Source organism: Bradyrhizobium sp. 197 (assembly GCF_023073375.1).
Classification (GTDB): Bacteria; Pseudomonadota; Alphaproteobacteria; order Rhizobiales; family Xanthobacteraceae; genus Bradyrhizobium.
This window is the reverse complement of record NZ_JADPJJ010000079.1, coordinates 35,033-52,727: the sequence shown is the minus strand read 5'-3', so window position 1 is coordinate 52,727 and position 17,695 is coordinate 35,033. Positions and strand designations below refer to the sequence as shown.

Here is a 17,695-nt window from a genome sequence, read left to right as displayed (position 1 = left end):
GTGCGACCTCAGCCTTTCTTCCGGGGGCTGCGCTCGGCGGGCGGCTCGCCGTCGGCCGAAGGCGAGGGCGCAGCAGCCGGCTTCTCGCCGCCACCGCCGCCTTTACGCGCGGACTCCTTGATGCCCTGCATGTCGCGCGCTTCCCGGATCAGGCCCGGCATCTTGGCGAGGCTGCCGCCTTCGACGCCGATGTCCGCCAGAAGCGAGTCGATCAGCGGCGCCTGGACGCGATAACGCAGCGCCGAGTCGATCACCTCGTCGGTGGCGCTGCGGCCGCCATTGCCGCCATGGCCATTGCCGTTGAGGCCATCAACCTGAAGGATGCGGATGCCCTCGATCTTCTCCATCGGCTTGACACTCTCGCGGACGATGCCCTCGATGCGGTCGAGCAGCTTTCTGCGGAACAGCGAGTAGCGTGCCTGGTCGGTCAGTACATTTTCTGCCTCGTTGAGCATACGCTGCGCCTCGGCCTCGACCGCGGCGCGGATGCGCTCGGCTTCCGCGGCAATTCGCGTTTCCTCAGCCTGCTTCTCGGCGATCAGGATCTCCACGGTCTTCCGGCGCTTCGCGATCTCGCTCTCGCGCGCGGTGATGACGCGCTCGGTGGCTTCGGTCGCATGCACACGCGCCTCCTCGGCCGAGGTTTTGGCCGCGGATTCCTCCAACGACTTCAGGTGGATCGCAATCGCCTTCTCCATCAAAACGGTCTCGACCTCCTTCTCGCGATTGATTTCGAGTTTGCGCAGCTCGCGCTCGCGGCCGATGCGGGCCTCGTCCAGGCCGCGATCGGATGCGATGCGGGCGCGCTCGACCTCTTCGCGCGCGGCAATCTCGGACTCCTGGAGGGACTGGACGCGGGCGACCTCGAGTTGTTCGATCGAACGGCGGCGTTCGATCCGCGCCGCCTCCAGCGCTTGCTCGCGCGAGACGTCCGTGGTCTCGAGCTCCTTGCGTGCGACGATCTCGGCCTGCTTAACTTGGCGGTCGGCGTCGATGCGCTCGGACTTCTTGGTCGAGATCGCAATGACGCGGTCCTCATCCGCGATCTCGATCGCCTTCTTATGCTCGATATTGAGCACCTCGCGTTTCCTGGAGGAAGTGATCCGCTCAGCTTCGAGCGCGAGATCGACGCCGATGCGCTGTCGCTCGATGGCGTCGCGACGCTTCAACTCGGCGGCCTCGAGCACGGCGGTGCGCTCGATCTCGAGCGTGCGCGTGTCACGCTCGGCCTGAATACGCTCGGCTGCAACGGACTTCTCCTGCGCAATCCGGGCGGCCTCGATGGCTTCGCGGGAGGCAATGTCGGCTTCCTCGACGACGCGGTTGCGGGCGATTTCCAGGGAACGAACACGTTCTTCCTGGGTGATACGGGCAGCTTCCGTCGCTTCGCGCGCTGCGACCCCTGCGACTTCCAGCGTCTGGTTGCGTTCGATCTCCAACTGACGGGTATTCTGCTCGGCCGCGATGCGCTCGGCGGCGAGCCTGTGCTCACGGGTGATGCGCGCGCTCTCGACGGCGCGCTGGGCCTCAATCTCGGCTTCCTGGATGATACGCACCTGCTGGATCTCCAACGCGCGGGTGCGCTCATCAGATGCGATACGCTCGACATTGACGATCATGGTCTGGGCGATGCGGGCCTTTTCGGTCGCCTCGCGGGCCGCGATCTCGGCTTCGTCCACGGCGCGGGTCCGCTCGATCTCGCGGCGCCGGGTCTCCTCTTCGTTGGCGATGCGGGCGTCGGTGACCACGCGGTCCTGCTGGATACGCGCTTTCTCGATCGCCTCGCGGGCGGCTATCTCGGCTTCCTCGATGGTCCGCATCCGCTCGATTTCGCGCTGGCGCACCTCGCGCTCGGAGGCGATGCGGCTGGTATCGATCGAGCGCTGGTTGGCGATCCGGGTCTTCTCGATCTCCTCCCGTGCGAGCAGCTCCTTCTCTTCGATGGTGCGGGTGCGCTCGATCTCCCGCTGACGGGTCTCACGCTCCGAGGCGATGCGGGCTTCGGCGATCGCCTGGTCGTTGGCGATGCGCGCCTTCTCGATAGTCTCGCGGGCGGAAATCTGCGCCTGCTCGGCTTCGGTCTCGCGCAGGGCCCGCTCGCGCGCGACCTCGGTGCGTTGCAGGGCGCGGCGCATCTCGATGTCGCGCTCCTGCTCGAGGCGCGCCGTTTCACTTTCGCGCTCGATCTCAAGGGCCTGCCGCTCTGCCTCCAAATTTCGAGAGCGGATCTTGATCATCGAATCCTGCTCGATGTCGTTGCGCAGCTTGCGCTTCGCCTCGATGTCCTCCATCAGGCGTGTCAGACCTTCGGCGTCGAAGCGGTTCGAGGGGTTGAAGAATTCGAGATCGGTCTGGTCGAGATCGGTGATCGCGACCGATTCCAGCTCGAGTCCGTTCTGGGCGAGGGCCTCTGCCGCGTTCGCCTTGAGGCGGGCGACGTACTCACCGCGCTGCTCGTGCATCTGCTCGAGGGTCATCTCCGAGGCAACGGAACGAATAGCTGAGATGAATTTTCCGGCAAGGAGGGCGTGGAGCTGTTCGGGTTCCATGGTGCGGCGGCCGAGCGTGGCGGCCGCGATGGACACGGCTTCGCGGGTCGCCTGGACGCGGACATAGAAATCGGCCTCGATGTCGACGCGCATGCGGTCACGGGTGATCACAGCGTCCTGCCGGGAGCGCACGATGCCCATCGGCTGCACGTTCATGTTGACCGGCGTGTAGTCGTGAATGAAAGGCAGCACGAACGCGCCGCCGTTGATCACGACGCGCTCACCGAGCAGGCCGGTCCGGACGAATGAGGTCTCCTTGGACGAGCGGTGATAGAGCCAGTTCACGATGTAGACGCCGACCACGATCACCACGACCGCGACGATCAGCCAGAGGATCAATTCACCGACTAAAGTCCCTGACATGTTTCTCTCCCTCGTCCTTCCGGCGTTATCGCGCGCCGATCGCCTTGAATTTGCGCACCTGATCCGTCAGCGCCCGCTCGACCGGCAGCCGCTCCATCGAGGAGGCGCCGTAGAAGCCGTGGCAGTGGCGCGTGTTCCTCATGATGAAATCGGCATCGTCCGGATCGGCAATCGGTCCGCCATGAGCGAGCACCAGAATGTCTGGATTGACGCTGAGCGCGGCGGAGGCCCAGGTGTCGATGTGCGCTGGGCAATCCTTCAGCTTGAGCGCGGTCTGCGCGCCGATGGTGCCCCCGGTCGTCAGGCCTAGATGACAGACGATGATATCTGCGCCCGCGATCGCCATCGCAGCGGCTTCCTTCTCGCTGAAGACGTAGGGTGTCGTCAGCAGATCCTTCTCGCGCGCCTTTGCGATCATGTCGATCTCCAGCGCATAGGACATGCCGGTCTCTTCGAGGTTGGCACGGAACACACCGTCGATGAGGCCGACGGTCGGAAAGTTCTGCACGCCGGCGAAGCCGAGCGCCTTCAACTGATCCAGGAAAAGATCCATGTCGCGGAACGGATCGGTTCCGTTGACGCCTGCGAGCACTGGCGTCCTGGTCACGATGGGCAGCACTTCGCCGGCCATTTCCAGCACGATGGCGTTGGCATCTCCGTAAGCCATCAGTCCCGCGAGCGAGCCGCGGCCGGCCATGCGGTAGCGACCGGAATTGTAGATGACGATGAGGTCGACACCGCCGGCCTCCTCGCATTTGGCCGACAGACCGGTGCCTGCGCCGCCGCCAACAATCGGCTCGCCGCGCCTAGCCATGTCGCGGAATCGTTTCAACAGTGCTGCGCGTTCAAACCGGGCCATCGGTCACCTCGCTAGTCTCCGGCGCGCCCCGGTGCGGCCGAACAATGTTCGGAACGCGCCGACAATGGTGGAGGCGAACTCGCGATCGTTGATGTTCTTGGGGACGCGGATGAGCTGACGGTTGGCGGTCTGCCGCACGTTCCGCTCCAGCGCGCGGAACAGCGCCGCATCGGCGTCCGGATCCCAGAATGGCTGTCCTCGCGCGTCGAGCGCGGAGACGCCGCCCTCGGGCAGGAAGAAGCGCACCGGGCCGTCCATCCGGTTGAGCCGATCGGCGACCCATTGCCCCATGCGCTCGTTCTCCTCCGCCGTGGTCCGCATCAGGGTGACCTGCGGGTTGTGGACGTGGAATTTCCTGCCGCGGTAGCGCTCCGGGATGGTCTCGGGGGCACCGAAATTCACCATGTCCAGTGCGCCTACCGAGCCGATGAAAGGCACCCGGCCGCGGATGATGGCGCCAAAGCGGTCGTCGGTTGCCGGGAACACGCCGCCCATTAGGAGATCGCCGACCTCCGTGGTCGTGAGGTCTATGACGCCTGCGAGCTGTCCGGAATCGACGAGCTTCTCCATTGAGCGGCCGCCAACGCCGGTGGCGTGGAAGACGATGCACTCGAAATCCTCGCCTAGGTCGGCCGCGATCTTCTGTACCGCCGGCGTCGTGACACCGAACATGGTGATGCCGACCGACGGCAATCCGCTGTCGCCGCGATCCTTGCGTGCATGCTGTTCGAGGCGCGCCTTGACCATGCCCGCCAGCGCGTTGGCGCCATTGGCGAGCACGGCGCGCGAGATCGAGTTGAGGCCCTGCACGTCGGCGACCGAATGCATCATGGTGATGTCCGCGGCGCCGACATAGGGCCCGACGTCGCCGGAGGCGACGGACGAGATGATCAGCTTCGGCACCCCGACAGGAAGGGTCCGCATACCCGGTGCGACCAGTGAGGCCGCGCCCGAGCCGCCCGCCGAAATCACGCCGGCAACATTGCTCTGGCGCCGCAGCCAGCTGGCGAACGCCTCGGCCATCGCGGTGACGGCGGCGCCGCGGTCGGGTCCGAACACCGCCGATCCGCCCCGACCGTGGTTCAAGGCGATCTCCTGAGCGGAGACGTCGCTGGCCGCGTGCCTGCCGCTGGTGGAGACATCGACCAATCGCGTGCGCAGACCGGCTCCGGTGATGATGTCGCGGATGAAGCGGAGCTCCGTGCCCTTGGTGTCGAGCGTACCGACGACGAGCACGACCGGGTGGCCCTGCGTTTGCGCCGCGACCGGTTCGCGCCTGCGCCGTGCCGTCTCGTCGAGACGCATCGCCTGTGCCGAGAACGTACGGGCGGCGGCCTCGATGCGAGCGATCGGCACCGGCTGCGACCAGCGCGTCGGCGGCGTCGGGTTCGACATGTAGATGCGGATCGCGCCGCCTGGGCGCGCTTGCCGCGGGGCAGGCTTCGCCTCCGTACCCGCGGGCAAGTCGAGGTCGAGCTCGAGCTCGGCGTGCAATCCGACGCCGAGCAGGCGCTGCTGCAGTTCGCGGTCGGCGGCCAGCCGCGCCGAATCGATGATGCGGTTGACGCGACCGTTGACCATGATGGCGACGTTGCGCGACACGGCGGTCGCCACGCCAATATTCTGCTCGATCACGAGGACGGACATGTCGCCGTCCTCGCCAAGCTGTAGCAGCATCTCCTCGACCTGGGCGACGATAACAGGCGCAAGCCCCTCGGTCGGCTCGTCCATGATCAGGAGCCGCGGGTTGGTGAGCAATGCGCGCGAGATCGCGAGCATCTGTTGCTCGCCGCCGGAGAGCTGGCCGCCGCCGTGACTCTTGCGCTCGGCCAATCGCGGAAATGTCTCGTAGATGCGCTCGACCGTCCAGGCGCCGCGGCGCAAGCCTGCAGCAAGCTGCAGATGCTCGTCGACGCTGAGCGAACGCCACAGCCGCCGTCCTTGCGGGACGTAGCCGACGCCGAGTCGGGCTATGTGGGCGGGCGGCCGCCGGGTAATGTCATCGCCGCGGACGCGGATCGAGCCGCCGCTGACCGGCGCCAGCCCCATGATGGCCTTGCACAGAGTGGTCTTGCCCATGCCGTTGCGGCCGACGACCGAGAACACGCCGGCCTCGAGCGTCAGGTCCACGCCCTGCAGCGCATGCGAATGGCCGTAGTAGACGTCCAGGCCGCGGACTTCGAGCGCGGCTGCGGATCGGCGGGCCTCACTCATGGCCGCCTCCGAGGTAAAGCTCCTGCACCTCGGGATCGGACTCGATCTCCTGCGGACGGCCTTCCTTGAAGATGCGCCCGTTGTGCATCATCGTGACGCTCTCGACGACGCGCAGGGCCACGTCCATGTCGTGCTCGATGATGATGTAGCCGATATGCGCCGGCAGCGAGGTCAATATCTCGATCAGCTCGGCACGCTCGGTCGGCGACAGTCCTGCGGCCGGTTCATCGAACAGGACGAAGCGAGGCGCGCCGGCAAGCGCCAGTGCGATCTCGAGCTGGCGCTGCTGGCCATGTGCGAGCTCGGCAACGTGCTGATCCTTCACGCCCATGAGATGGACGGCCTGCACGAGATTTTCGGCCGCGTGCATCAGCGCGTCGTTCTGGCCGGGGCGGAGAAACGAGAAACGCCCCCGTGAGACGCCGCGGCAAGCGAGATAGACATTGTCCTGGACGGTGAGGCCGGGGAACAGCGCGGAGATCTGGTAAGTCCGGCGCAGGCCGCGGCGGATTCGCTCATAGGGCGGGAACTGCGTGACGTCCTCGCCGAAGAAGCGGATGGTGCCGGAAGAAGGCGGGAAGTCGCCGGTGATGCAGTTGAACAGCGTGGTCTTGCCGGCGCCGTTGGAGCCGAGCACGGCGCGCCGTTCGCCGGGGCGGACGGTAATGGTGACGTCGGTGAGCGCCGCGAGCGCGCCGAACATGCGCGTCACGCCGCGAAGCTCCAGCGCTGCGCCGGCACCGACGGCAGAGAGGCGTTGCGCGACGCTATCCATGGCTGGATCCTTGGCCAGATCCTTGGCCAGATCCTCGGCCACGTCGTCCGCTTGAACTGGCGGCGCCGGAACGTTGGCGCTGCCGCCAGTTCTGCCAGAGCCCGATGACGCCGTCCGAGGACCAGAACACGATGGCGAGGAAGCCAAGGCCGATCAGGAGCCGGAAGCGGTTGCCGTCGAGCCCCAGCTTGACCAGGAAGTCGAGTGCGAAGGTGCGCAGCAGCACGAAGATCAGCGCGCCGATAAAGGGCCCGATGGGCCGCGTGATGCCGCCGACCACTGCGATGATGAGGATATCGATGCAGGCTGCAACGCTCACGGATCCCGGCGAGATCTGTCCGTAATTCCAGACTTGGAGCACCCCGGCCAGCGCCGCGACAAAGGACGCGAAGGCGTAAGCCGCGACGCGGTGCGCATTGACGTGGAAGCCGAGTGCCGCCATGCGGCGGGGATTGTCGCGCACGCCTTGCAGCGCCAGGCCGAACGGGGCGCGAGAGATGTAGTCGACGGCGAAGTAGCAGAGTGCGGCTACCGCGAGCACAATATAGTAGTAGGGAATGTCGGCGCGCCAGTTGACGCCCCAGAAATGCGGCGTGGCAACGGTGTTGATGCCGGTATGACCGTTGAAGATCGCCCAGTTCTGGTTGGTGAAATAATAGAACGCCGCGCCGATCGCGAGCGTGATCATGATGGTGTAGATGCCTTCAGTGCGCACGGCCAGCGCGCCGCCAAGCGTGCCGAAGATGGTCGCCAGCGCGAGTGCCATCGGAACCGCGAGCCACCACGGCCAGCCCAAGCTGATATTGGCGTTGCCGCTGACGCCGAACACCGCGACCATATAGGCGGAGAAACCCGCGATGGTGAGCTGCATCAGGCTGACCATGCCGCCATAGCCGGCAAGAAACATCAGACTCAGCGCCATGATTCCGAGAATCAGCGCGGTCGCGAAGATCTCGATCAGGAAGAAGCCGTTGGCGATCAGCGGCATGATCAGGAGAATGGCCGCGACGATCCAGGCCGCTGGATTGTCGATCTCCGGCCATCCGCGCAATTTGGAGTCCTGAACCGCAGCCGTGGGACGAACCGTGACGTGGGCGTCGTGAGCGAGGGACATGTCAGCGCCTCGCCAACAGGCCCTGCGGCCGAATTGCCAGCACCAGCACCATGATCAGGAAGGTCACGACGATAGCGTAGGTCGGGATGTAGACCGAGCCGAGCTGCTCGGCGAGGCCGATGATGAGCGCGCCCAGCGCGGCTCCCGGGATCGAGCCCATGCCACCGACGATCACGACAACGAGGGAGGCGAGCAGGAAGCGGATATCCTCGCCGGGCGAGAGCGACTGGAAAGTCCCGCCGACGACGCCGGCGATGCCGGCGAGCCCGGCGCCGAGTGCGAACACCACCACGAAGACGAGCTGGATCCGCACTCCGGTCGCAGCCAGGATGTCGCGATCGTCAACGCCGGCGCGGATGATCATGCCGATGCGCGTGCGGTTGAGCGCCAGCCACATCGCCACGCCGATCACGACGGAGGCGGCGAAGATCACGAGCCGGACCAAGGGATAGCGCAGATAGACCGGCTCGCCTGATGATTTGATCGCGGTGACCAGCGGCAGCTCCACAGGTCCGATCAGCCAGTTCGGGGTCTGAATCTGATAGAAATCGCCGCCGCAGGCCCACAGCATCAAATCGGCGAACACGATCGAAAGGCCGATCGTCACCATGGTCTGGCGCAGGTCCTGGCCCTCCATGCGGCGGAAGACGAGGACCTGAAGCAGGACGCCGACCAGTGCCGTCAGGATGAAGGCGACGATGAAGCTGAGAACCCATGAGCCGGTCGAGGCGCTGATGGCGTAGCCGACATAGCCGCCGAACAAATAGAGCGAGCCGTGCGCGAGGTTGACGTTGCGCATCAGGCCGAAAATCAGCGTAAAACCGCTGGCGACCAGGAAGTAGAGCCCGCCGAGCGTGATGCCGTTGAAGACGGCGTTGAGGAAGACGCGCTTGCGGCCGATCGCCTCTTCAAGGCCCTGCGGCCACACCGCGAAAATCAGCCAAAGCGCCACCGCGATCGCGATGATGACAATCAGTGCCCAGGCGGGATGGCGTTCGACAAAGCGGGTCATGATCGCCGCTCCGTCTTCACGTCACCCCAACTCTCACCCCGCAAGCGGGGCGAAGGGGCACGCAGACCGTTGCCGGCCGCAAGCCCTGCCATGAACGTGCGCTCCCTATCGAGTGCGATCCTCTTTTCGGGACCGCGTTTGGCGCATCCTAATGCGGCCATAAGGGAGGCACTTGATCGTGAGTATCTTTTCGCGTGCCGTCAGGTGCGCAAAACCTTGGCCGCGCGGCGATAATCGGTCGGCGCCATGCCGACATTGGCGGCGAAGAAGCGGGTGAATCCGCTCTGCGACGAGAAGCCGAGGTCGAAGCCGATATCGGCGATCGGCGCTTCGCTCGCCACCAGCGCCTCCAGCGCCTGCTCCATCATCAGCGTGTTGAGATAGAGGTGTGGGGTGACGCCGGTCTGGGTGCGGAATAGCCGATAGAAATGCGGCCGCGACAGGCCGGATTCGCGCGCGATAGTGTCGAGCTCGATCTCGGCGCCGGGACTTTCCGACATCATCTTGATGCACTTGCGCACGCGAAAATCTGTGACGGAGCCGTTTGCGCGCGGATCACGCGCGGTCGCGGCCTGCTGCCAGCTTTCGTCGTAACAGATATCGATCAGACCTCTCAGCTCGCCATCGAGGCTGTTGAGCGAGGGTGCGCCGCACACGAGGGCGGCTGCGTGCCTGATCTGCTTGTCCAGCGCAACCGACCGCGTGAACTGGGTACGGCCGAAGCGCAGGCGGTCGGCGCCGGGCGCATCGGGCGCAAACCACTCCGCATTGACATAGAGTACGAAGAAAACGGCGCCGCCTTCCAGATCGGATGGCAGGAAATTATGCGGCTCCCATGGATTGACCGCGACGACAGAACCTTCGGTGAGTTCGTAATGTCCCTCGCTGACATCGATGCAAGCGGGACGTCCCCCGACATGGAAGATCAGATGACCTTCGCGATGTGCGTGGATGTTGAAAGGGCGGTTCAACTGATAGACCGTCGCCCGGCCAAAGCGGCCGTGGAAGACGGCGAGCGCCCGGCTCATGCCTTCCCTCCCAAAAGCTCTTGTCGTTTTTTGGTAGCGTTCAACAACCGGGGAGAGAATGCAAGGGCGCACGAAGTCCGCGCCTTGCAAATCTCTCCCAAGTCCGCCATCGCTCGCGAACGAGACTACGTCAGTACTTCTTACATTCCGGTACTGTACGGCTGGGCAAACCGATCTTGGCGAACACCGCGGGATCGTAGCCGAGCGTCTGGTTGACGTTCGGAATCACCTTCACGACCTTTGAAAACAGCGCGCCCTTTCCGTCGTCGACGACCTCGGTGACGAAATTGGTGCCGATCGCCTGGCGGTTGGAGTCCAGCTTGATCTTGCCGTTGGGGGCGTCGAGTTCGATCTTGGCGAGCGCTTCCTTGTACTTGGCCTGGTTGTTGGAGAGATCACCGTTGACCTGACGCAGCGCCAGGATCAGCGCCATGGTCGAGCCGTAATAGTTGGTGGCGAGCAGCGAGGGGCTCGGGAAGCGCTTGTTGGGCGGGAAGGCGTCCTGATAGTCCTTCACGAACTTCTGCCAACCGGGGTTTTCCCAGGTGTCGGCCTGGCCGCTCGCGGCCAGTGTGCCGACCAGCGCGTTCTTGGCGTTGCCCTTGGACGACAGGATGGTCTGGTCGATCATGATCGAGCCGCCCATCAGATGCGCCTTGCCCCCGGCCTGCTGGTACTGATTGAGAAAGTTGACGGCGTCGGCGCCGCCGAGGCCGAGATAGATCGCGTCGACGTCGTCGGGCAGCGCGGCGATGACCGAGGCAAAGTCCTTGGTGCCAAGCGGCACCCATTGCCGGTTGGTGACCTGTCCGCCGGCACCGCAGAATTCGAGTACGAGGCCGAATACCTGGGTGTAGATGAAGGAGTAGTCTTCGCCGACGGTGGCGATCTTGCGATACTTCTTTTCCTCAAAGGCGTATTTTCCGAGGCCGACCTGCCACTGCGCGCCGTCCATGTTGTAGCGGAAGAAATTCGGAGCCGGATCGACATAGGTCGTTTCCTGGGCACCGGAGGCGGCGTTGATGAAGGTCAGCTCTGGATGGGTCTTTGCAAAATTCTTGACCGCGATGCCTTCGTCTCCGGACAGCGGCGACAGCAGAATCTGCACCTTGTCCTGCTCGATCAGTTTTCGTACGGCCCGGACTGCGGAGTCGGGCGTCGCGTCGGTCGAGGCGACGACGAATTCGAGCTCCTTGTCGCCGACCTTCTTGCCGAGCACGTTGAGGGCCGTCTGGAAGCCACGGATGCCGTCCTCGCCGAGCACGGTGTAGGTGCCTTCGAGCGTCGCGGTGACGCCGACCTTGATCTTCGCCTGTGCGAAGGCGGTGCCCGAAAGTAACAGGCTGCTCAACGCGATCAGTCCTAGACTGCTTTTCAACATTGCTCCCCTCCCTGGGCGTTCTTATCGCAATTTTTTACCGCACCCTCGCGCGTCCGCCGCGAGGTGCGGCGTTTTGGCAAGGGTTGGCGGTTCTTGAAATGGAAGCTAACCGAACTCGGATGCAGCGCACGTGTCGGAGCCGTGCGCGGCTTAACGGCCAGTCTCATTTTGAATGTTGCGGCGCAAATCGTTCTGCGGTGCACTCTCGCGCATGTCTTCGGCAAAGAGATGAACGAGCAGCGTGCTTGTTGCAGGCTTGGATGCGTCAGCTCCCAGCTGGCTAATGCGAAGCCCTTATGGCCGGGAGCGTCGGGTCAATCATCCCGCCAAGAAACCGCCGTCTACGGCGACAACCGTTCCGGTCGCGTATTGCGAGGCCGGCATGCAGAGGAAGGCAACGGCGCCTGCAATGTCTTCCGGTTGCCCCCAGCGCTTGAACGCGGTGCGGTCGGCGATGCGCTGATAATGTGCGAGATCGGTGCGGCCGGCCGCGTTGATCGCTGTTTCGATATAGCCGGGCGCCACGGCATTGACGCGGATGCCTTCCTCGGCCCATTTCAAAGCGAGCGCCTTGGTCAGCATCACGACGCCGCCCTTGCTGGCGCAGTAGGCGGGAATCCGCGGCAGCGCCAGCGTGGCATTCATCGAGGCGATGTTGACGATCGACCCTCCTCTCTCGGCGAGCAGCGGACGGAACGCCATGCAGGTTCGGAACGTGCCGGTGAGATTGACGTCGAGCACCTTCATGAAGGTCTCGATTTCGAATTCCTTGTCGCGCGCGAGAATCCCGGCGCAGTTGATCAGCGCGTCGACGCGCTCGTGCTGTCGGGAGAAAGAGGTGACAGCGTCGTCGTTCGTGACGTCGAGCGATGCGAGCGTGAGTCCGGTACGCGATTTCAGCAGGGTGCGCGCAAGATCGGTCTCGTTGGCACCTGTTGCAGTCACCGTTGCGCCGAGGTCGCAAAACTGGTTGCTGATTGCGGCGCCGATGTCGCCGGCCCCGCCGATCACCACGGCATGAAAGCCGGGGGCAAGAGAAAAGCTTGAGCTCATCGCAAGGATCTCACTTCAGGATTTGGGAGGCGAAGCTGTCGATTCGCGGACTACCAGCGAAAAATCGATCTCTCGATGCATGATGGTTTGCTCGCCAGCGAGGCTGCGCACCAGATATTCTCCTGCGCGCTGCCAGGTCTCTCCGGTCGGAACATGGATCGTGGTCAAGCTAGGTCGCAAATGGCGGCTCCAGTCGAGGTCGTCGAAGCCGACGACTGATAGATCGCGCGGCACCGAAAAACCGCTGCGTTCAGCCTCGAGCAGGACGCCGTAGGCGATAACGTCGTTGCCGCACACCACGGCCGTTGGACGATCACTCAGATTGAGGAGATAGCGCGCCGCCTCGCGCGCGTCGTCCAGCGTATAGGGCACCTCGACGTGCCATTGCGGGGGGCGTTCGAGGCCGTTTTCCGTGAGCGCGCGGTGAAAGCCGGCAACGCGGGCGCTGGCGCGGTCGTTGTTGCGCTGGAGGGCCGAGACGATTCCGATGCGGCGATGGCCGAGTTCGATGACATGCGTGGCTGCGCGGTGCGCGGCAGCTTCATTGTCGGTTCCGACGCAGGGGTAGGGCCGGTCCGGCTGATAGATGCCGACATTGATGAAGGGCACTGCATTGTCCGCGAGCAGCTTGCGTAACCCGTCATGATGGCAGTCGCCGCGAAGCACGAGGCCATCGACACCGCGGCTGATCAGGTTGCGCGCTTGCTGTAATTCGACATCGAGATCATAGCCGCTGGTGGTGAGAAACAGCATGTATCCAACCGAGGAGAGATACTGCTGAAGCGAGGCGATACCGCGCGCGAACATCGTATTGTCGATCGTCGGCACGATCGCGCCCAGCGTGCGCGAGCGCCGCGACGACAGGATGCGCGCCGGCGCATGCGGGATGTAGCCGAGTGCCTCGATGGCCTGCGTGATGCGCGCGCGTAAAGAGGGACTTACCGCGTCGGGATTGTTGAGAACGCGCGAGACCGACGCGGTCGAGACGCCGGCGCGTGCCGCAACGGCGCGGATGCCCTGCTTCACAGATTTGGCGTTCGTCAGTCTCATAAATGTAACGTTACATTGACATCAGGCGGCCGTTGGGTAGCGGCGATATTGTAAATCTGCCTTAGATTGTGCAGTTTGTCCATCGCTTGACAGGGCCGATGTGATGCTTAGGATGTAACCGTTTTCAGCCAATGTTCAAACAGATCGCGTTCAAAAAGGTCCGCCAGCGTAAGGCGGGCCAACCGGGAGGAGAGTTCGATGAAGGCCAGGATGCTCGCGACGCATGTCGCATTGCCGGTTCTCGCAATTGCCGCCGCCAGTGCGCAGGCTCGCGCGGCCGATTTCGACTGGATGAAATTCAAGGGCAAGACGGTCACCTTTCTCGCCAACAACAATCCGGTCTCGCAGGCGCTGCTGACCTACAAGGCCGATTTCGAAAAGCTGACCGGCATGACGCTAAAGGTCGACGGCTATCAGGAACAGCAGATGCGCCAGCGTCTGATCACGGTCATGAATGCGAACAGCGACGAGGTCGACGTGTTCATGACGCTGCCCTCGCGTGAAGGCGAACAGTTTGCCGCCGCCGGTTGGTACGGGGATCTCACCGCGATGGCCAAGAACGATGTCGCCAGGGAATACGACCCGGCCGGGCTGAGCCAGGCCCTCCTGAAGGCTGCGACATTCGGCAGCAAGCTGACCAGCATGCCCATGAACATCGAAGGTCCGATCTTCTATTACCGCACCGACATCTTCAAGAAATGCGGCATCGAGGCGCCGAAAACCATCAAGGACGTCGAGGCCGCGGCCGAGAAGATCAAGACCTGCGACAGCGCGGTCACGCCGTTCGTCTCGCGCGGCCTCAAGCCTGCGATCGCTTACACCTTCAGCAATGTGCTGCACAATGTCGGCGGCAGCTACATCGCCGCCGGCAAGTCGAACCTCTGCTCGGCCAAGGGCAAGGAGGCACTCGACACCTATAGCCGGTTGCTGCGTGACTTTGGACCGCCCGGCGTCGTCAACTACAGCTTCCAGCAGATTTCCGCGCTCTACCGCAGCGGCCGCGCTGCGATGGCGTTTGAATCGTCGAATGAGTTGCGCACGGTGATGGAAGGCGGCGCGCGCCTCAAGGATACGGGGCTCTTGCCGTTCCCAGCGGGCGAGGCCGGGCAGGTGCCAACCACGATCGGCTGGGGCATGGCAGTGTCCTCGCACAGCAGGCAGCCGGACGCAGCCTGGTATTTCGTGCAATGGGCGACCAGCCCCGAGGTGCAGAAGAAGATGGCGCTCCAGGGCATCGCTCCGCCGCGCCCGTCCGTCGCCAAGGATCCTGAATATCGCAAGTGGATCGACGAAGAACCGGTGCGCAAGGAATGGCAGGCCGCGCTCGACGTGCTCGCCACCAAGGGCTCCTCCGAGGTCGGCTATCCCATCGTCGCCAACCCCGAGTCGCGCGAGTTCATCGGCCAAGCCGTGCAGGATCTCATCTTGAAGCAGAAGCCGATCGACCAGGCTTGTGCTGACGCCGACAAGGCGCTCGACGCGCTGATCGCACAGAAGTAACGGCCCGATGCCGGTCGGCTTCGTGCCGGCCGGAATCTCAACCGATCAAGGACACGGACGCATGTCTGATGCGGCTGCGACAATAACGCGGGACCGACAGCGACTGGAAATGTCGGCCCTCTCGGCGCCGGCCGTGATCTTCACGGTCGCGATGATCGCGTTTCCGGTCGTCTATACGATCTGGCTCGGCTTCCAGACTTTCTCCTCGACCGGCAAGCAATCCTTTGCCGGCCTCGCCAATTACTCCAAGCTGATCTCCGACTACGAATTCTGGCACGGGCTGTGGATCACCATTGCGCTGTTCGTGCTGTCGCTGATGCTCCAACTCGTCTTCGGGGTCTGGCTCGCGCTGGTGCTGTTCCACGCCAAGCGCCTGCCCGGAATCGTGCGCTCGCTATTCATCTCGCCGTTCATGATGCCGCCGGTGGTGGCCGGCATGATGTGGCTGGTGATCCTCGATCCTTCGCTGGGTGCGGCCAACTATATCCTCCAGTCGTTAGGCCTGCCGCCATCCGACTGGCTGGCATCGCCGTCACTGGTCATTCCGACCATCGCACTGATCGACAGCTGGCAGTGGACTCCTTATGTCGCTTTGATCGTGCTGGGTGGCCTGCAATCCCTGCCACCGAGCGTCTACGAAGCCGCGCAAATCGACGGCGCAACTCCATTCAAGACGTTCCAGCGCATCACGCTGCCGCTGCTGCTGCCGACGATCGTCACCGCGGCGATCCTGCGCAGCGTCGATCTCCTGCGCTTCTTCGACATCATCTACATCACCACCCAGGGCGGCCCGGGCAACGCCTCGAACACGCTCAACATCTATGGATTCCGGGTCGGCTTCGAATTCTTCAACATCGGCTATGCCAGCGCGCTGATGCTGACGCTGACAGCGATCGTGTTCGGCGCCGTGCTCGCCTTCAACCGCCTTCGCGGCGCGGTGGCATGGTGACACCATGACGGACGCAGTCAACACCGATCGCTGGATCCGCCGGCTCAATCTGGTGCAGCTCGTGCTGGCCGGAATCATCATCATGGCGCCCACGGTCTGGATGGTGCTGTCCTCGTTCAAGCCATCGTTCGAGGTGACGGCCTATCCGCCGACGTTGGTCTTTACGCCGACGCTGGATAACTATGTCGAGCTGACGAAGACCACGCCGTTCCTGAGCTATGCCCTCAACAGCCTCATCGTCACCGTCGGCTCGACTGTGCTCGGGCTGCTGTTCGGAATTCCCGCCGCTTTCGCCGTGTCCTGGACGCGGATTACGTGGCCGGCGATCCTGACGCTCGCGGCGCGCATGGCGCCCGGCACGCTGTTCCTGCTGCCGTGGTACGTCATGTTCAGGCAGGTCGGCATGATCGGATCGTACACGGCGCTGATCCTCAGCCACGCGGTCATCACGCTGCCGATCGTGATCTGGGTACTGCTGCCGTCGTTCGATGGTATCCCGCGCAGCATCTTCGAGGCGGCGCAGGTCGACGGATGCAGCGTTACGCGCATCCTTTGGCGTATCGCGCTGCCGCTGGTGGCATCCGGCGTCGCCGTCGCCGCGATCCTCGCCTTTGTATTCTCGTGGAACTACTTCCTGTTTGCGCTGGTGCTCTCGAATGGTGACACCAAGACGCTGATCGCGGCGGCCTTCAACTTCATCGGCGAAGGCTCGACGCAATGGGGCGCCCTCATGGCCGCGGCGACGTTGATCGCATTGCCGCCGCTGGTGCTGGCCGCCCTGGTTCAGCGGTGGCTGGTGTCCGGGCTGACGCTCGGTGCGGTGAAAGGTTAGGTATCTGATGAATTTGTCACCACGACCGAATTCGATCATGCAGGCGGCGGTCTTCCACGGCCACGACCGCATCACCATCGAGCGGGTGGCGATGCCTGAGGTCGGGGCAGGCGAGCTCCTCGTGCGTGTCTCGCGCACCGCGCTGTGCGGTTCGGACTTCAAGCTCTGGCACAAGGGCGCCGAGTTCACCGCTGGCCACGAGATTTTCGGCGTCGTCGAACAGCCCGGTCACCGCCTGCATGGCCGCCGTTGCGCCGTCTATATTCCTTTGCATTGCGATCACTGTGCCGCCTGCAAGCGCGGCGATACCCAGATGTGCCTCGAAGTCTCCAGCCTGATCGGTTGGAACAGGCCCGGCGGCTATGCCGAATATGTGCCGGTGCCGGAAAATTGCCTGCTTCCGGTGCCCGACGATATCGAGGACAGCCTCGCGCCGCTCCTGCTCGACACCATCGGCACGTCTGGCCACGCCGTGCGCTTTGTCAGCCGCGTGGTGCCGCCGGGCGAGGCGGGGCCGGTTCTCGTGATGGGAGCAGGGCCTGTCGGTCTCGGCGTCGTACTGGCGCTCCGTGCGCTCGGCTACGACGACATCCACGTCGCCGATCCGAACGCGGCGCGCCTGAAGATCGCGCAATCGTTCGGTGCGAAGGCGCATCCGGTGGGCGATGCGTCAAAACGCTTTGCCCTCATCATGGAATGCTCCGGCGCGCATGCCGCGCGCAACCTCGGGATCGAACTCGTGCTGCCGCGGGGCGCGCTGGTGTTGGTCGGCGAGAACGCCGCGCCCTGGACTATCGAGGAAGGCAAGGTGTTCCGCCGCAAGGATTTTTACATGATCCGGACCTTCTATTTCCCGGTCTCGGACTTCGAGCCGAATGTCGAGTTGCTACGCAAGTACAAGGACGAGTACCGCGTGCTCGTCGATGGCGAGTTCGGCCTGTCGGCTCTGCCCGGGAATTTCGCGCGGTTCGCCAAGGGCGAGTTGATCAAACCAGTTCTGGCGCTGGATTAAACGA

General features: G+C 64.0%; 14 protein-coding genes. 4 read left to right on the top strand and 10 right to left on the bottom strand.

The window, feature by feature from the left end; genetic code table 11:
- Positions 1-8 precede the first annotated feature (8 nt).
- The 10 genes from IVB27_RS19050 to IVB27_RS19005 form a co-directional block, all read right to left on the bottom strand.
- Complete coding sequence (locus IVB27_RS19050) at positions 9-2,912, bottom strand: flotillin family protein (RefSeq protein WP_247444866.1); 2,904 nt, start codon at positions 2,910-2,912, stop codon at positions 9-11.
- Between the two features lie 25 nt (positions 2,913-2,937).
- On the bottom strand, positions 2,938-3,771 hold the full coding sequence (locus IVB27_RS19045) for a phosphoenolpyruvate hydrolase family protein (RefSeq protein ID WP_247444865.1): 834 nt from the start codon (positions 3,769-3,771) through the stop codon (positions 2,938-2,940).
- A 3-nt stretch (positions 3,772-3,774) separates the two neighbouring features.
- The gene (locus IVB27_RS19040) at positions 3,775-5,985 is read right to left on the bottom strand and encodes an ABC transporter permease (protein WP_247444864.1); all 2,211 of its coding nucleotides are present in this window, start codon (positions 5,983-5,985) and stop codon (positions 3,775-3,777) included.
- Entirely contained in the window at positions 5,978-6,760 is a 783-nt protein-coding gene (locus tag IVB27_RS19035; protein WP_247340943.1) for an ABC transporter ATP-binding protein, read from the bottom strand. Before IVB27_RS19035 ends, IVB27_RS19040 begins: the two co-directional genes overlap by 8 nt.
- The gene (locus tag IVB27_RS19030) at positions 6,753-7,874 is read right to left on the bottom strand and encodes a branched-chain amino acid ABC transporter permease (RefSeq protein WP_247444863.1); all 1,122 of its coding nucleotides are present in this window, start codon (positions 7,872-7,874) and stop codon (positions 6,753-6,755) included. The genes IVB27_RS19035 and IVB27_RS19030 overlap by 8 nt, the downstream gene beginning before the upstream one ends.
- 1 nt (position 7,875) lies before the next feature.
- Positions 7,876-8,886: a branched-chain amino acid ABC transporter permease gene (locus tag IVB27_RS19025; RefSeq protein WP_247444862.1), complete on the bottom strand. Its 1,011-nt coding sequence runs from the start codon at positions 8,884-8,886 to the stop codon at positions 7,876-7,878.
- A 200-nt stretch (positions 8,887-9,086) separates the two neighbouring features.
- Positions 9,087-9,914: a helix-turn-helix domain-containing protein gene (locus IVB27_RS19020; protein ID WP_247444861.1), complete on the bottom strand. Its 828-nt coding sequence runs from the start codon at positions 9,912-9,914 to the stop codon at positions 9,087-9,089.
- Between the two features lie 130 nt (positions 9,915-10,044).
- Positions 10,045-11,295 (bottom strand): ABC transporter substrate-binding protein, encoded by a 1,251-nt coding sequence (locus IVB27_RS19015; protein ID WP_247444860.1) that lies wholly within the window; start codon positions 11,293-11,295, stop codon positions 10,045-10,047.
- Between the two features lie 318 nt (positions 11,296-11,613).
- Positions 11,614-12,348, bottom strand: coding sequence for an SDR family NAD(P)-dependent oxidoreductase (locus IVB27_RS19010; RefSeq protein ID WP_247444859.1), 735 nt, complete (start codon positions 12,346-12,348; stop codon positions 11,614-11,616).
- 15 nt (positions 12,349-12,363) lie between these two features.
- Positions 12,364-13,398 (bottom strand): LacI family DNA-binding transcriptional regulator, encoded by a 1,035-nt coding sequence (locus IVB27_RS19005; protein WP_247444858.1) that lies wholly within the window; start codon positions 13,396-13,398, stop codon positions 12,364-12,366.
- 198 nt (positions 13,399-13,596) lie between these two features.
- Here IVB27_RS19005 and IVB27_RS19000 point away from each other — a divergent pair, with 198 nt between their 5' ends.
- From IVB27_RS19000 to IVB27_RS18985, 4 genes are all read left to right on the top strand, one after another.
- Positions 13,597-14,898, top strand: a complete 1,302-nt coding sequence (locus IVB27_RS19000; RefSeq protein ID WP_247444857.1) for an ABC transporter substrate-binding protein — start codon at positions 13,597-13,599, stop codon at positions 14,896-14,898.
- A 109-nt stretch (positions 14,899-15,007) separates the two neighbouring features.
- Positions 15,008-15,847 carry a carbohydrate ABC transporter permease gene (locus IVB27_RS18995; RefSeq protein ID WP_247444856.1) on the top strand — a complete coding sequence of 280 codons (840 nt, stop codon included), beginning with the start codon at positions 15,008-15,010 and terminating at the stop codon, positions 15,845-15,847.
- A gap of 4 nt (positions 15,848-15,851) precedes the next feature.
- On the top strand, positions 15,852-16,679 hold the full coding sequence (locus IVB27_RS18990) for a carbohydrate ABC transporter permease (protein WP_247444855.1): 828 nt from the start codon (positions 15,852-15,854) through the stop codon (positions 16,677-16,679).
- 7 nt (positions 16,680-16,686) lie between these two features.
- Positions 16,687-17,691: a zinc-dependent alcohol dehydrogenase family protein gene (locus IVB27_RS18985; protein ID WP_247444854.1), complete on the top strand. Its 1,005-nt coding sequence runs from the start codon at positions 16,687-16,689 to the stop codon at positions 17,689-17,691.
- Positions 17,692-17,695 lie beyond the last annotated feature (4 nt).

Coding starts and splice junctions, on each gene's coding strand:
- IVB27_RS18995 (WP_247444856.1), top strand. CDS start 15,008: ATGTCGGCCCTCTCGGCGCCGGCCGTGATCTTCACGGTCGCGATGATC.
- IVB27_RS19050 (WP_247444866.1), bottom strand. CDS start 2,912: ATGTCAGGGACTTTAGTCGGTGAATTGATCCTCTGGCTGATCGTCGCG.
- IVB27_RS19020 (WP_247444861.1), bottom strand. CDS start 9,914: ATGAGCCGGGCGCTCGCCGTCTTCCACGGCCGCTTTGGCCGGGCGACG.
- IVB27_RS19000 (WP_247444857.1), top strand. CDS start 13,597: ATGAAGGCCAGGATGCTCGCGACGCATGTCGCATTGCCGGTTCTCGCA.
- IVB27_RS19025 (WP_247444862.1), bottom strand. CDS start 8,886: ATGACCCGCTTTGTCGAACGCCATCCCGCCTGGGCACTGATTGTCATC.
- IVB27_RS19005 (WP_247444858.1), bottom strand. CDS start 13,398: ATGAGACTGACGAACGCCAAATCTGTGAAGCAGGGCATCCGCGCCGTT.
- IVB27_RS19030 (WP_247444863.1), bottom strand. CDS start 7,874: ATGTCCCTCGCTCACGACGCCCACGTCACGGTTCGTCCCACGGCTGCG.
- IVB27_RS19035 (WP_247340943.1), bottom strand. CDS start 6,760: ATGGATAGCGTCGCGCAACGCCTCTCTGCCGTCGGTGCCGGCGCAGCG.
- IVB27_RS18985 (WP_247444854.1), top strand. CDS start 16,687: ATGAATTTGTCACCACGACCGAATTCGATCATGCAGGCGGCGGTCTTC.
- IVB27_RS19010 (WP_247444859.1), bottom strand. CDS start 12,348: ATGAGCTCAAGCTTTTCTCTTGCCCCCGGCTTTCATGCCGTGGTGATC.
- IVB27_RS19045 (WP_247444865.1), bottom strand. CDS start 3,771: ATGGCCCGGTTTGAACGCGCAGCACTGTTGAAACGATTCCGCGACATG.
- IVB27_RS19015 (WP_247444860.1), bottom strand. CDS start 11,295: ATGTTGAAAAGCAGTCTAGGACTGATCGCGTTGAGCAGCCTGTTACTT.
- IVB27_RS19040 (WP_247444864.1), bottom strand. CDS start 5,985: ATGAGTGAGGCCCGCCGATCCGCAGCCGCGCTCGAAGTCCGCGGCCTG.
- IVB27_RS18990 (WP_247444855.1), top strand. CDS start 15,852: ATGACGGACGCAGTCAACACCGATCGCTGGATCCGCCGGCTCAATCTG.